The sequence below is a fragment of the Paractinoplanes bogorensis genome, assembly GCF_018829635.1.
Taxonomy (GTDB): Bacteria; Actinomycetota; Actinomycetes; order Mycobacteriales; family Micromonosporaceae; genus Actinoplanes; species Actinoplanes bogorensis.
Genome location: NZ_JAHKKG010000011.1, coordinates 163,926 through 179,463 on the forward strand (window position 1 = coordinate 163,926; position 15,538 = coordinate 179,463).

The 15,538-nt window shown below is 64.6% G+C and carries 5 protein-coding genes; all 5 read left to right on the plus strand.

Annotated elements, in window-relative coordinates:
* The first annotated feature begins 63 nt into the window (after positions 1–63).
* The 5 genes from pglW (at position 64) to brxD (ending at position 15,532) form a co-directional block, all read left to right on the plus strand.
* Positions 64–4,233 (plus strand): BREX system serine/threonine kinase PglW, encoded by a 4,170-nt coding sequence (gene pglW / locus KOI35_RS32755; RefSeq protein WP_246614148.1) that lies wholly within the window; start codon positions 64–66, stop codon positions 4,231–4,233.
* Positions 4,233–7,739, plus strand: coding sequence for a BREX-2 system adenine-specific DNA-methyltransferase PglX (gene pglX, locus KOI35_RS32760; RefSeq protein ID WP_215792560.1), 3,507 nt, complete (start codon positions 4,233–4,235; stop codon positions 7,737–7,739). The genes pglW and pglX overlap by 1 nt, the downstream gene beginning before the upstream one ends.
* 97 nt (positions 7,740–7,836) lie before the next feature.
* A complete protein-coding gene (locus KOI35_RS32765; protein WP_215792561.1) occupies positions 7,837–11,550 on the plus strand; it encodes a DUF6079 family protein in 3,714 nt (1,237 codons plus the stop codon).
* Complete coding sequence (pglZ, locus tag KOI35_RS32770) at positions 11,547–14,234, plus strand: BREX-2 system phosphatase PglZ (protein WP_308121250.1); 2,688 nt, start codon at positions 11,547–11,549, stop codon at positions 14,232–14,234. Before KOI35_RS32765 ends, pglZ begins: the two co-directional genes overlap by 4 nt.
* Positions 14,231–15,532 (plus strand): BREX system ATP-binding protein BrxD, encoded by a 1,302-nt coding sequence (gene brxD / locus KOI35_RS32775; RefSeq protein ID WP_215792562.1) that lies wholly within the window; start codon positions 14,231–14,233, stop codon positions 15,530–15,532. Before pglZ ends, brxD begins: the two co-directional genes overlap by 4 nt.
* Positions 15,533–15,538 lie beyond the last annotated feature (6 nt).

Sequence of the window (15,538 nt, forward strand, 5' to 3'; positions counted from 1 at the left end):
ACGCCGGTTACGGTTACCACCCACCGCGGACTGAACGGAAGCTAGCGTCTTCTGTGGTGTGAAATGCGCGATCTCGTGGCGGCAAGACGGATGGGGGCAGTGGTGCGGCAGGACTCACCGCGCTGGGAAGAGATCAATCCCAGCAGCTTCGAGTGGGAGAAGGACGGCCTGCGTGAGCTGGCCTCATACCTGCCTGACCAGGACCCGTTCCACGTATGGGCGAATGTCGAGTTCCTCGGCACCGACGGCTCACTCAACGAAGTCGATGCGCTGGTCCTGACCCGAAGCGGTCTCTATGTCGTCGAGTTGAAGCACTGGCAGGGCGAGATCGCCGGCGGCGGCGTTCAGTGGGTCCGCCGCATGCCTAATCAAAGGCTTCAGCCATACGACAATCCGCTGATCCTGGCTAACCGGAAAGCGAAACGCCTGGCCAGCCTGATCCGCTATTACGCAAAGCAGCACGGCAAGGACAAGCTGGTTCCGTTCGTCGGTGCCGCGGTCTTCCTGCACGCCCGCAACATGCGTTCACAGCTCGATGCGATCGGCGCCCAGCACATCTACGGGCTCGACAATCATCCGGAATCGAACCTCCCGAGCCTCAAGCTCTTCATGCTCGACCGCCCGAAGCACGGCCCCGCCATTGATCCCGCGCGCGGCCAGCAGATCGTCGAACTCGTGCGTGGCGCCAATATCCGCCCGTCCGTGGCCGACCGCAAAATCAATCAACTGCTGCTACACGGCAAGCCGTTCGCCGAGGGCGTGGGCTGGCAGGACTTCATCGCCAAGCACATCATCGACCAGCAGATCACCCGGCGCGTGCGGTTCTACCTGACCAGCAAGGCCGCCACCGAAGACATACCGATCATCAAACGAGCCGCGGAGCGCGAGTTCCGCCTGCTCCAAGGCATCCAGCACCCCGGCGTGTCCCAGGCGCTCGACCTGACCGAGCACTCCTTCGGCCCGGCGGTCATCTTCAACCACGACCCCAATTCCGTACGCCTTGACCAGTGGCTCCTGCAGCACGAGGACAAGATGACCCTCGCGCAGCGGTTGCAGGTCATCGACGACATCGCCGAGATCATCGCGTACGCCCACAGCCGCCGCCTGGCCCACCGAGCGCTGAACCCGCAGGCCATCTACGTACGGCACCCCGAGAGCACTCGTCCGCAGTACCAGGTCACGGAGTGGCAGGCCGGCGGCCGCCTCGCCGATGCCACCCGGATGACCCGAGTGACCTCCACCGACGGTGCTGGCCTAGAGCTGTTCTTCGACGACGACGTACGCCGCTATCAAGCACCCGAGGCTGCGCATCGAATCGACGTGCCCGGTATTCCGCTCGACGTCTTCTCGCTCGGCGCCATCGCCTATCGGATCTTCACCGGCAACACCCCAGCTGAGTCTCCCGAAGAACTCGTCGCCGCGGTCAGCGACGGCGGCCTGAACCTGTCGGCTTCGGCCGACGGCATCCCGGGCACCCTGGCCACCCTTGTCTACGACGCGACGTTCGGGGACCCCGGCAAACGGCTCGCCAGCGTCGCGAAGTTCCGCGAGCGGATCGAGCAGGTCTGGGACGAACTGACCGCTCCCGAACCCGAGCCGATCGTCGACCCGCTGGAAGCGCACAAGGGCGACATCCTCGAAGGAGGATGGACGGTCGTCAGCCGCCTGGGCAGCGGTGCCACCGCGACGGCGCTCCTCGTGTCGCAGGAAACAGGGGACGGCAAACGCGAGGTCGTACTCAAGGTGGCCCGCGACGAGCAGTTCGCAGAGCGGCTCAACAGCGAGGCCGGGGTGCTGCGCAAGATGCACCACCACTGGCAGGTAGCCGCCCTGATCGGGGAGCCCGTGACGATCGGCGGCCGGACGGCCCTGGTCCTGGAGATCGCCGGTGAGCGCACCCTCGCCGAGGACCTCGAGGGTGGCCGCCGCCTCGCCCTCGACCTGCTCGAACGCTACGGCCGGGACCTGCTCGACATCCTGACGTTCTTCGAGGGCGAAGGCGTCATGCATCGCGACATCAAGCCGGCCAACCTCGCGGCCCGGCCCCGGCCCAGCGACCGGCAGCCCCACCTCTGCATCTTCGACTTCTCTCTGGCCGCCGCCGCACCCGAGCAGATCACCGCCGGCACTCCGCCCTATCTGGACCCGTTCCTCGGCCCGCCCCGGCGCCTGCGCTACGACACCGCCGCCGACCGGTTCTCGGCCGCGGTCACGCTCTTCGAGATGGCGACCGGGACACTCCCGCGCTGGGGCAGCGACGCCAACCCCGCCACGGTGAAGGACGAGGTGACGCTCGACCCCGCGAAGTTTGAGCCCGCCATCGCCGATCGGCTCGTACCCTTCTTCGCCAAGGCCCTCGCCCGCGAGGTGAAGGACCGTTTCCCCACCGCTGAGCAGATGGCCGACGCCTGGCGGATGATCTTCTATCAGATCCCGGAACCGGCCGAGGTCGGGCCGGGCGAGGCGCCCCCTCTGCCCGAGGCACTCTCCCGCGCCTCGGCCCTCGATGCAGTCGGACTCACCCCGCGTGCACTGTCCGCCCTCAACCGGCTCGGCGTCGCCTCCGTCGGCGAGCTGCTCGACTACGAGCCTTCCGCGCTGACCCGGGCCCAGGGCGTTCCCGACGCCACCCGCAAGGAGATCCTCGCCCGGGTCCGCGCGCTGCGCGTGGAACTCAGCGGCACACCCGAACCCGAACCGGTGGCCGAGGGCGCGGTGCCCTTCGGAATCGAAGCCGTGGCCGCCATCCTGCTGCCCGGTGCGCGCGCCACGGACTACAACACGGTCGCGATGCTGCTCGGGCAGGCGCCGACCGCTGGCGGCCGCTATCTGCGCTGGCTGTCCCAGTCCGAGGCAGCGACGGCGATGGGCCAGACCCAGCCGCAGATCTCCAGCCTGATCCGCAAACACGTCAAGAGGTGGCGCGACAACCCGGCCATCGCGTCAATCCGCGACGAGATCATCGCCATGCTCGACACCCGGGGCCTCGTGATGTCCTCCGAGGAGATCGCCGAGGCATTGATCCTCTCTCGGGGCTCCTACTCCGGCGAGCCCCGCCGCACAGCCCAGGCTGTCGGGCTGGTGCGGGTCGCCGTCGAAGTCGAGCTGCTGCGCGGCGGCGAGTCACGGGTCGCGCACAACCGCTTCCACGGCTCCGGCACAGTGCTGGTCGGCCGTGAGCCGGATGACCCCCAGGCCGAAACCACGGCGAACGACTTCCTTGCGTACGCCGTGCAACTCGGCAAGACCGCCACGGCCATCGCCGGGCATGAACTGCCCCTGACCCGGCAGCGGGCCATCGAACGTCTGCGTGCCGTTCCCCAACCAGAGGGGATGCCCGCCCTCAGCGAGGCCCGGCTACTGCAGTTGGCCGCCGCCGCCACGCACGGTCTGGCCGATGTGAACGCCCAGGGCCAGTTCTATCCCGTCGGCATGCCGGCCGAGCGAGCCCTGCGCCTCGCCGTCGGCGCCTTGGTCGGGCAGAAGCTGGCCGTTGATCAGCTGCGTGATCGCGTGCGGGCCCGGTTCCCCCTCGCCGAGCCTTTGCCCAACCGGCCGCACCTCACGAACTTGCTCGAGTCGCTGGACGTGCCGCTCTCCTGGGACGAGACCGAGCAAGCATACGTGCCTCCGGCCCGGACTATCGGCTTCAGTAGTACGCGGATGGCCAGCACCATGGCTCCGCTGGCCGGCCCGTCCGACGTCTCCGAGTCTGACGCCAAACTGGCGACTGCTCTCGAACGGAATGCCTACCTCGCCGTCCTAGCCGACCGGCGCTTCTACGGCAAGGCCCGCCGCGCTCTACTCGACCGGTTACCACTCACCGAGCTGGACGTGACCGCCCTCCTGATCGACAAGCTGCGCGGTACGAGGTTCGCCTGGGAGACGATCGTCGCTGCTGACAGTGGGGATGCAGCCGATCAGAACTTCCGCGCCTTGACCGTCATGGTGCAGAAGCATGTCATCCCGGCAGTCGAAGAGCTACTAGCAGGGGACGGGCCTCTGCTGATCACCGAGGCTGCGCCGCTCGCTCGCTATGGGCAGATGCAGCTCCTGCAACGTTTGGCCGACCCGACCCACCCTCGGGCGGCGGCTCGCTTGTTGCTGGTACCGGCGCGACGGCCCGAGCCGGTCGTGCTGGATGCCGAGCAGATTCCTTTGACTTCTCCGGTCAGCCAGTCCTTATGGCTGCCGGACCCCTGGATCAACCGCGTCGGCGAGAGGACTGCCTGATGATCGAGCTCAAGGCGTTGCAAGGCCAGGTAAGGCTTCTGGTCGACGATTTACGAGACCAGGTGGCCGCAATCGCGGAGTTGCACTCGTCGCTGACGGCCGAATATAGGTCCGCGATTAAGGCTCAGCGAACCGCTGCGACTTTCGAGACTTGGTTGGAAGACGTACTTGATCAGGCTGCTGTGGCTTGGGTGCTCAGCTGTGTTTTCGTCCGGTTCTGCGAGGATAACGATCTGGTTAGGCGTTGCTGGATCGGGGGCCCAGCGCATGCGGCGCCGGCGGAGCGCGCTTTGCAGGAACGGCAAGGCTATCTGATTTCCCATCCCTTGCATAATGACAGGCATTGGTTACGCGAGTCTTTCACCTACTTGGCCTCGTTGCGCGCTACCGGTAAGATATTTGACGCACATAATCCAGTATGGCGCTTCGATATTACCGGTCAGGCAGCCGAACGGCTGTCGGATTTCTTTCGGCAAGGCGAGGGTAGTCAGTCGCTGGAATCACCGCAGCTGAATACTCGGTTCTTGGGTGACCTATATCAACATCTTTCTGTTCATGCGCGCGAAACATATGCCCTATTGCAGACGCCGGAGTTCGTCGAGAAGTTCATCCTTGACCGCACGTTCGAACCGGCCTACCGGGAGTTTGGCCTAGCCGAGATAAATGTCATCGATCCAACCTGTGGTTCAGGGCACTTCATACTCGGTGCGTTCGATCGTTTGGTGGCTCGATGGAAGCAGCGGGAGCCGGGAACCGACGTCCGGGTTCATGTCCAGAAAGCTCTTTCGCAAGTAACGGGCGTCGATATCAACCCGTTCGCGGTCGCGATTGCCAGGTTTCGTCTGATGATTGCGGCACTGAACGAGTGTGGCCTCAACGATCTGGAAACTGCGCCGGCTTTTGAGCTTCGGCTGGCGACTGGCGATGCACTGCTGGGATGGGGTCGTACGTCGACCCATCAAGGTGAACTTGTTTACGACGAATCGAATGACTCGAAAGCTTTTGCCTTCAATTCCGAGGATTTCGATGAGCTAGCAGATTACCTGAGCTTGGGGAGATATTCGGTAGTCGTCGGCAACCCTCCCTATATCGCCGTTAAGGACAGTGCGCTTCGATCGCTGTACCGGAAGCGATTCTCGGCTTGCTCCGGGAGGTACGTCCTGACGGTTCCCTTTGCGCAACTGTTCTTCAGGCTCGCTAAGCGTGGAGCGGCCGACGGCAGCGGGGCGGGATATGTTGGGCAGATCACCTCTAATTCCTTCATGAAGCGAGAGTTCGGCAAAAAGCTCATCAACGAGTACTTTGCTGGAGAGGTCGAGCTGAGTGAAGTCATTGACGCTTCGGGCGCATCTATTCCTAACCACGGAACTCCGACCGTTATTCTCGTCGGTAGAAATCGTATTGTCAGTCTCCGGTACAGCGGACTCATCAGAGCGATCCTAGGCGTTCGTGGCGAAACCTCGACACCCAGCATGCCGGAGAATGCCCCGGTATGGAGTGCGATTGTTCGGCAGATTGATGCCCCAGGATCAAATTCTGAGTGGATCAACTGTGTCGATCTCGACCGGCAGCGACTTGCGCGGCATCCTTGGAGCCTGTCCGGCGGTGCTGCTCCGGACGTAATGGATCATCTTGAGTCTAACTCTCGGCGCAATCTGGGGGAGATTGCGCAGGAGATCGGCATTACGGCTGTTACCGGAGAAGACGACCTCTATCTCTTGGCAAGCGCAGACGCGGCTCGGCGCCTCGGTGTGACCAAAGTAGTGCCTCTGGTCGAGGGTGATGCGGTTCGAGACTTTCGAGTGATTTCGACAGATACTGCCCTGTGGCCGTATTCAGATAATTTCGAAGTGCTGGATATCTCTGTCTTGGGTGAGCTTGGAAAGCTTTTCGAGACCTACCGCGAAGCAATTAACCGGAGAAAGCGTTTCGGTACGCCGATGGTGGAGCGCGGGCTTACCTGGTGGGAGTGGCAAGAGCTGTATCGAGAAAAGCTTAGGTCGCCTCTTTCTATCGTGTATGCCGAGGTTGCTACACATAATCATTTCGTTTTCGACCGGGGTGGAAAAGTATTTAACCGGACGGCACCCGTCGTAAAGCTTGGGCCGGATGCCGCCGAAGTGGAATATCTGAAGGTGCTCGGGGTGCTGGCCAGTTCGGCCGGATGTTTCTGGCTGAAGCAGGTTAGCCATAACAAAGGCGGGCCGGGTGGCGGCAGTTCCAAGGGTGAGAAATGGCGTGACTTCTATCAATTCAACTCCACCAAACTGAAATCCTTTCCCTTGCCAGACGCTTTCCCGCAGCGGCAGATCGAAATTCTGGATTCCTTGGCTAGCCGCCTTGCTTCCGTCATGCCTGAGAATGTCATCAACCAGGACGTTCCGACTCGAGCGGGCCTCGAGGCTGCTCGAAACGAGTATGAATCACTTCAGCGACAGATGGTCGCCCACCAGGAAGAGCTGGATTGGGAGACTTACCGCTGCTACGGCCTGACCGACGGGGACTTCACCACGCCGGCGCCTCCGGAGATCACTCTCGGGCAGCGCGCTTTTGAGATTGTTTTTGCTCGTGAGGTGGCTGACGGTCGGGCGCAGACTCGATGGTTCTCCGACTTCGGTGGAATGCCGACCACGGAGCTACCTGACACTTGGAGTGCCGAATACCGGGCAGTTGTGCAACGGCGACTAGATGCTATTTCGTCGGATACGCGAATCTCGTTGCTCGAACGACCAGATTTCAAACGGCCTTGGGACTGGCCGACTTGGGGCTCGTTGGAGAAGGCGGCGCTGCGCGACTGGCTATTGGGTCGGCTGGAAGCGGACGAGATCTGGGCGGGCGCCCCCATGCCGAAGTCCGTAGCGCAGCTGGCTGATCACGTACGTCACGATGACGTATTTCGGTCGGTTATGGACTTATGGGTGGGATCTGACCAATATGATTTGGTCAAGACTATCGGAAAATTGATAACTGACGATCATGTGCCGTACCTTCCGTCGCTTCGGTATAAAGAAAGCGGTCTGCGGAAGCGCGTGCAGTGGGAAAATACATGGGATCTTCAACGACGGAAAGTCAGAGGCGAGGATCTTGAAATTCCTTTACCGCCCAAGTACGCCACCGGCGACTTCGCTAAAGCAAGTTATTGGCGTAACAGGGGCAAGCTTGACGTGCCGGCCGAGCGTTTCATCTCTTACCCGAATGTCGGTCGTGAAGGTGATCCCACATTGCTGGTGGGCTGGGCAGGTTGGGACAAACTATCCCAAGCGCAGGCGTTGGCCACGATCTATCTTGATCGAAAGAACGTGGCCGGCTGGCAGCGAGAGGGCCTGCTCCCATTGCTGGCGGGTCTGACAGAGCTCGAGCCATGGCTGAAGCAATGGTTCGACGAGGAGCGTGCGGGCTTCCCGGGAGGCACTCCAGCGAAGTTCTTCACCAATTTCGTCAATGCCGAGCTGGCGACGTTGGGCGCCGATCGGAATGACCTTGTCAAGATCCGCGGGCTGATGTGATCAGGTGAGCAGGAGTCCATGGCTGGCGGCAATTAGCACGGCATAAGATTGATCAGTGCTAGAACGAAAAACTCTGAGTCCTGTTAAGGAGTAGACGTTGACATTGTTGCGCGACCTCATCGACATCCCGAACTCGGTCGGGGACTCCGACTTTGTGGTCAGGGCGTCCGAGGGCGCTGACCTCAAAAAGTACGTCGTGACCGATGACCTGCGGCGGAACTTTGATGACGCGCTCGGGATGGTGGCGCACGCCGTGCGGAGTGGGAAGTCGCAGGCGAAGTTCCTGCACGGCTCGTTCGGCTCGGGTAAGTCGCACTTTATGGCGGTGTTGCGGGAGATCCTGCGACACAACGAGTTGGCCAAAGACGTTCGGGGGTTGGCCGAGCCGATCGACAAGGCGGAGCCGTTTCTGAAAGGCCGGAAGTTCCTGACGCTGAGCTTCCACATGCTCGATGCGCGTTCGGTCGAGCAGGCTGTCCTTGAGGGCTATCTGCGCCAGATCAAGCAGCTTCACCCGGATGCGCCTGTGCCGGCCGTGCACCGATCCGATGCGCTGCTTGCGAATGCTCAGCGGCTTCGCGGACAGATGGGTGACGACAAGTTCTTCGAGGTTCTCGGTGGTGGCGGCTCGTCCGAAGGGACCAGCGGTTCGCTCTCGGCCGACATGGCCCGGGAGGGTGACTGGTCACCGGAGACCTACGCGGCCGCGGCCGCCGAACCGCCGGGTACGCCACTGCGGGACACCCTGGTGAGCGCGCTCACCAGTGTCTACTTCGCGGGGGCAGTACAGAGCGCCGAGTATCTCGATCTCGACACCGGCCTCGCCGTCATCACGCGACACGCCAAGAACCTCGGCTACGACGCCATGGTGTTCTTCCTTGACGAGCTGATCCTCTGGCTCTCGACCAAGATTGCCGACCACACCTTTGTACAGACAGAAGGTGCCAAGCTCAACAAGCTTGTGGAGTCGGCCGATTCCTCGCGGCCATTGCCGATCGTCTCGTTCGTAGCCCGGCAACGCAACCTGGAGGACTTCCTCGGACCGCAGGTCGGCGGCACCGAGCGGGCCGCTCTTGCCGACGTGATGCGCAGCGTGCAGGGCCGGCTCGGTCAAGACATCGTGCTGGCCGACACCAACCTCCCCGAGATCACCGAGAAGCGACTGCTCAAGCCGCTGACCGAGGACGCGCGCAAGACGATCGACAACGCCTTCAACACGGTCAAGAACCGGCGCGATGTCTGGGACACGCTCCTTCTCGGCGCTCAGTTCGGCGACGCTGGCATCGGCTCCGACGCCAGCGCGTTTCGACGTCTCTACCCGTTCTCGCCTGCCTTGGTTGCCACGCTTGTTGCGCTGTCGCAAGCGCTTCAGCGCGAGCGGACAGCACTCAAGGTAATGACTGAGCTGCTCGTCGACCGACGTGACACCCTTCAGGTCAATGATCTGATCGGAGTCGCCGCTCTCTTCGAGCCGCTTGTGCTCCGGGGCGAACTGCCGGACCGGCCCCTGCTCAAGCAGAAGTTCCAGAACGCGCGCGAGAGCTACCGCAGCCGCTTCCGCCCGTTCCTACTCGGCCTCCACAACATCACCGAGGCCGAAGCCGCCAATCACGCGGATTTCCAGGTCGACGACAAACTGATCAAGACGCTGATCCTTGGGTACCTGGTTCCCGAGGTGCCGGCGCTGCACAACCTGACCGCGGCCAAACTGCACGCGCTCAACTTCGGCTCGATCGCCTCGCCGCTGCCAAACTACGAGAGCCAGATCGTTCTCGATCGGCTCCGGCGCCTCAACGCCGACGTCGGGGACCTCTACATCTCCGACGGCCCGGACCCGGTCATTCAGGTCCGCATTGCGGCCGAGGACTACGACCGTCTCCTCGATCTGGTGCCGGCCAACGAGACTGCCACCAACCAGGTGCAACACCTGGTCCGCGGTATGATCTGCGACGAGCTCGGCATCGAGAGCAAGTCCGGCGGCTTCGGCGAGTTCGTCTATCAGCGTGAGTGGCGCGGCCGGAAGCACCTCATCAACGTGCGATTCGGCAACGTTCGCGACCGCGACAACATGCCGGACAACGCACTGATGGCCGACGGTGACGCCTGGCGGGTGGTCATCGACTATCCGTTCGACGCCCCAGGCCACCTGCGCAACGAGGACTTCGCCCGCATCGAGACCCTCCCGAAGGGCTCGTCCACCGTCTTCTGGATGCCGCTCTTCCTCAGCGACGAGTCCTTCGGCCGGGTCGCGACTCTGTCCAAGGTGAACTACCTGCTTGAAGGGCCTAGCGGCAACCGGATTGACAGCATCGCGGCCGACCAGTCCAAGGCGTGGCGCGAGGGAGCGAAGGCCTACTTCCAGCAGCGTCAGCAACAGCTGCGCTCCGCACTGACGGGTGCCTTCAAACAGGCGTACGGCGCCGCCGCTCCCGACCCGGGCGTGGTCGAGCCGGACACGGTCGGAATCCTTTACACGCTCGCCGACGGCCTCCGCATCGGAGACCCGGTCGGTGGCATCCTGCGCGACGCGTTCAGCAACCTGACCGGGCAGTTGCTCGCCTGGTCCTACCCGGGCACCCCGGCTTTGCCGGAGGATGAGAAGACTCCGACCAAGGCCGAGCTGGCCAAGATTCTTCGGTACGCCCGCGAGGCGGTTGCCGATCCCACCAAGGGCATAGCGGTCGACCAGGCCGACCAGAAGACCATCAAACGAATCTGCAACCCGTTGCGGCTGGGTGCGCTGTCCGAGCACCGATACGTGCTTACCGGCAGCACTTGCTGGTGGAGTGGTCACCTGACGCAGGGGGCGGCTCGGGAGGGCTACACCGACCATTTCCCCGTACATGTTCTGCGCAGCCAGCTCGACCTCGACAAGCCGCGCGGTTTCGACCACGACCTGCAGAACCTGATCCTGGCGGTCTTTGCTGAGGAGCAGCAGCTCGGTTGGTATCAGCACGGAACGCCGGTTCAGGTCACGACACTGCAGACGATCACCGACCAGTTGGAACTGCGGCACATCGACCTTCCGGCCGAAGAAGTCTGGGCGACTGCCTCCAAGCGAGCCTCAGGCATCCTCGGCATCGTGACGCCGGGCTGGCGTGCTGCTTCGACGGTTACGACGCTCACTCAGTCGATTCGTGCCGAGGCGCAGCGGTACAAGGATGAGGTCATCGAACTAGCCAGGTCACTGAGGGCGAGGGCCAACACCCTTCAGCTCGACACGGCTGCCTCAGATGGACGTCTCTTCCACGCGGAACAAGTCGGCAAACTACTGACTGACATCGCGAACGAGCGGAACGACGTTGTCCTTCTCACTCTGATCGCCGAGGCGGGCATCAATCTCGACGACGTAGCCATCGGCCGGGTCCTCAAGAGCGCGGGCTCCCTCCGGCGGGCACTCGACACCACGCAGTGGGGCCTCTTGGAGGCGGTGACCGAGCGGGCCCAGTCATCACACGAACCGACGGCCAGACAGATCGTCGACAGCCTCGGTGCCAGTGCTCGGCACGACGCCCACGTGTCGGATCTCGAGTCCGCGCTCCGTGTCGCTGTGGACGATGCGACGAGGCTCCTCATCACGCCAACCGGTGGCGGTGGAACCGGCGGCGGTTCCGGTGGTCAGACTGGTGGGGGCACCGGTGACGGAGGCCAGACCGGCGGCGGGTCGGGAACCGGCCCAACGGATGGCGGGACGGTTGCGCCAAAGAGCAGAACCGTTTGCACCACGACGGAACTCGACGAAGTCATTGCCACGATTCGCGCCGACCTGGCCGGCGGGCGTTCGATCTCCATCAGCTGGGAGGTGCAGTGAGCGTGGCTCAGCCGGCCGCGATCAGGCGCAGGATCGAGTCGTGGCTTGCCGACGGCAAGGACGACACGCCTGCCCTGGCTCTGCGGTCCGAGCCCGTCTGGACCGGCGACGATGCGCTGACTGTCAACGGCACGACCGTGCGGGTCGTTCCGTGCAAGACGCCGCTCGCAGCCCGGGCCGCCCTCCACGACCGGGCCGAGGGTGAACGACTCGTCCTGCTGACCAGCCTCTCAGACGAGGAATTGGGTGAGGGCCTGCTCGCTCATGTCAGTACCCATCACGTCCGTACGGTGCAGCCCTGGGACGTCGTCATGCAGATGTTCAACGTGGGGTCGGTCGACCGCACGCTGAGCGAACTGGGCCGCTGGGTGGCGGACGCCCTGATCGACCAGGAACCTGTCGGCGGCTGGTCGCCGGTCCAGGGCACGGTCCTCACCCGCGATCACGCCTTACGCGGACTTGCGGCTGAGCTACTCGGTCTCGAACGCGATGAGATCGACAGCGCCGGCCTCATGGAGTGGAGCGCCGACGCGACCCGCGTGCTCCGGCTGATGAAGCACACCAAGCCCCTGCTCGATGGCCTGAGTGGCTACTTGATCGAGGCGGCCGGCCCCGCGACCGTTCCCATCATGGCCGCGGCCCGAGCTGGGCATGGCGTGGACGCCGTACCTCTCGGTCTGCTTGTCGGTGTTCTCTGGCCGGAACACCCTGGCAGCAAGACCACGGAGATCGCCGTTGCCCGGGCCCGGCTGGAGCCGTGGTTCGGCGGCATCCGACTCACCGACCAGCAGGCGTCGGCGTTCAGCTCGGCCGCGGAGGTCTGGGTCGACCGGGTTGTCGGCTTGGAAGGCGGTGCCGGCGAGGCGAATCGGATGCTGGCCCGGGCCGAGGCCATCGCTAAGGAGATCGACGCCACGCAGCTGCTCGGTGGCAGCAATCTGCTTCCCGCTGGCTTCCTCCAGCGTATGCGCGACGCGGCGGCGGCCGTCCGGCTGGCCGTGCCTGCCGCTGGTATTGCCGACGCCAGACGGATCGCTGCCGCTCAGGAAGCGCTGGCTCGGCTGGCAGCGCATCGCGGCGGAGACTCCGAGCGACTCAAGACGATGCAGATGGCCGTGCGCCTGCTGCGCTGGCTGGCCACCTCAGACGCAGGCGCACCGTCCACGCTGTACGACGCGCTGCACCGCGAGGTCCGTGAGGATGGCTGGGTCGATCGCGCGCGCCTGGACATCTTCGCGGGCGATACCGACTCCGCCGTAGCTGAAGCTTTGCACCTGCTGCACCGCGCCGTCGATGCTCGGCGGGCAAGGCACGACCAGCAGTTCGCCGAGTCGCTGGCAGAGGCCACCCGGGCCGAGGCCCAGCCCGGCAAGCTGTGCCGTGTAGAGGACGTGCTGGACCGCATCGTTCAGCCGATCCTCGACAACGGCCGTCGCGTGCTGCTGCTGGTCATGGATGGCATGAGCGTGGCCGCTGCCACCGAGCTGGCCGAGTCGCTCACCCGGGTCGGCGTCTGGACCGAGCTCACGCCGGACGGCGGCCCCCGCACCGGCGTACTGGCTGCCCTGCCGACCATCACCGAGGTCAGCCGCTGCAGCCTGTTCAGCGGCCGGATCGCGGTCGGTCAGCAGGCAGTCGAGCAAAAAGCCTTTCAAGAGCGGTTCCCGTACGGCCGGATCCTCCACAAAAGCAAGTTGCGCGGTCACGCGGGAGCGGCCATCGCACCGGACGTGTCCGATGCTCTGCTCGATCCTCAAGTTGCACTCGTGGCGGCGGTTGTCAACACCATCGACGACGCGCTCGACCGCAGCGAGCCCGGCACGACGGTCTGGGGGAGTGAGACGATTCCCAGCATCCGTGACCTGCTCGCGCTGGCTGACGGCCGGACCGTGGTGATCGTCTCGGATCACGGACATGTCGTGGATCGGGGCCCCGATGGCGTCTACCGGGCCAGCCCGAGCGCCGAGAACCGCTGGCGTCCTGCCGACCCGCGGGCCGGCGAGGGTGAGTTGCTGTTCCAGGGGTCCCGGGTCGCGAAGGGCGACGGCCGTGTGGTTCTCCCATGGCGCGAGGAGTTGCGGTATGGCCCGCGGAAGGCCGGATACCACGGTGGTGCCTCCGCCGCCGAGGCAGTGATCCCGTTGCTTGTGCTGACCGAGGGGGATGAGGCCGCTCTGCCCGGCTGGAGCCCGGCTCCGGTGGCGAGTCCGTCGTGGTGGCGGGAGTCGCTCACCGTCGACAAGACCGAAGCGGCGACCGTGGCGCCACCGGCCAAACGAACCAACGGGAAGAAGGCGCAGGCCCAGTCGGAGAGCCTGTTCGACTCGATGGAGCCGGAGCCAAAGGTCGCTGCGCCGAAGCCGGCGCAGGCCCAGCCCGACCTGGTCGCCAAGCTTCTGGCCAGCGACATCTACCGGGGACGGCGTGACACGCGTGCGCCCCTGGCGGACGAGCGAGCAGGGGCATTGTTGCGGGTCCTCATTGCCGGCGGTGACCGGGCGACGATGGACACGCTTGCGGCCCGGGCAAACATCCCAGCCGGTCGGATTCACGGCGCGATCACGGCCCTGCGCAAGCAGCTGCAAGTCGAGGGGTACGCGGTCCTGTCGATCGACCCGGACAACGTGACGGTCAAGCTCGATCGCGCGCTGCTCATCGAGCAGTTCCACTTGGACGCATCGTGAGTGGGGAGATCTCGGCGCGGCGTCGCAAGGACATCATCGACGCCCTGCGCCGTGGTGTCGTACCGTTGAATGGTCTGGATGCGCTGGCGGTGGGCCTCGACCGCTTCGAGACCGCCCTCGACGCCGACATCGATCGGGTGGCCGGCGGCGGAAGCGTCTTCAAAGCCATCCGTGGTGAGTACGGTGCGGGCAAGACGTTCTTTACCCGCTGGCTGGCCGAACGCGCCAAACAGCGGGGATTCGCCGCCGCTGAGGTGCAGATCTCTGAGCTGGAGACGCCCCTGCACCGGATGGAGACAGTGTACCGCCGCCTCGTCGAACATCTGAGCACCGAGCAGTTCCCGCCGAGCGCGCTCCGTCCGATCCTGGATGGCTGGATCTTCGCGCTCGAGGAGGACGTGCTCGCCGACGGTTCCGTGTCCGAGGATGACACCTCTGGCCTTGACGCTGCCGTGGGCAAGCTGCTCGAGGCGCGGCTGGCCGAGATCTCCCGGAGCACCCCGGGCTTTGCGGCGGCCCTGCGCGGGTATCGCGCCGCCACCGCAGCCGGCGAGTACGCGAATGCCGACGGGCTGGCGGCCTGGCTCGGCGGCCAACCACATGTGGCCGCCTCGGCCAGGCGGGCCGCCGGGGTCAAGGGTGACCTCGACCATTTTGCTGCGATGAGTTTCCTGCAGGGTCTGCTGACGGTCCTGCGCGACAGCGGTCACCCGGGCCTTCTGCTCGTTCTCGACGAGGTGGAGACCCTTCAGCGCGTACGCTCCGACGCGCGCGACAAGGCGCTCAACGCTCTCCGGCAGCTCATCGACGAGATCTACTCCGGACGTTTTCCCGGCCTGTTCCTCGTGATTACCGGTACGCCGGCCTTCTACGACGGCACGCAGGGTGTGCAGCGTCTCGCTCCGCTGGCCCAGCGACTGGCTACCGACTTCGGTGCCGACCCGCGCTGGGACAACCCGCGGGCCACCCAGCTGCGGCTGTCCGGTTTCTCGCCCGACGCCCTGGTGGAGCTTGGCGCACGCGTACGCGACATCTACGGCAGCCCGGCCGTCAGCGCCCGGGTCGACGACGACTACCTGCGACAGCTCGCCGGTGCTGTGACGGGCAAGCTCGGCGGTCAAGTCGGAGTGGCACCCCGCGTCTACCTCAAGAAACTGGTCGCCGACGTGCTGGACCGGGTTGACCAGTTCGCCGACTTCGATCCGCGTGAGCATTACGCCCTGACGTTGCGCTCCGATGAACTGACCGACGTGGAACGCAATGCGGCCGGCGCCGACGACATCAAGCTGGACCTGTAGGACTGC

Coding starts and splice junctions, on each gene's coding strand:
- pglW (WP_246614148.1), top strand. CDS start 64: ATGCGCGATCTCGTGGCGGCAAGACGGATGGGGGCAGTGGTGCGGCAG.
- pglX (WP_215792560.1), top strand. CDS start 4,233: ATGATCGAGCTCAAGGCGTTGCAAGGCCAGGTAAGGCTTCTGGTCGAC.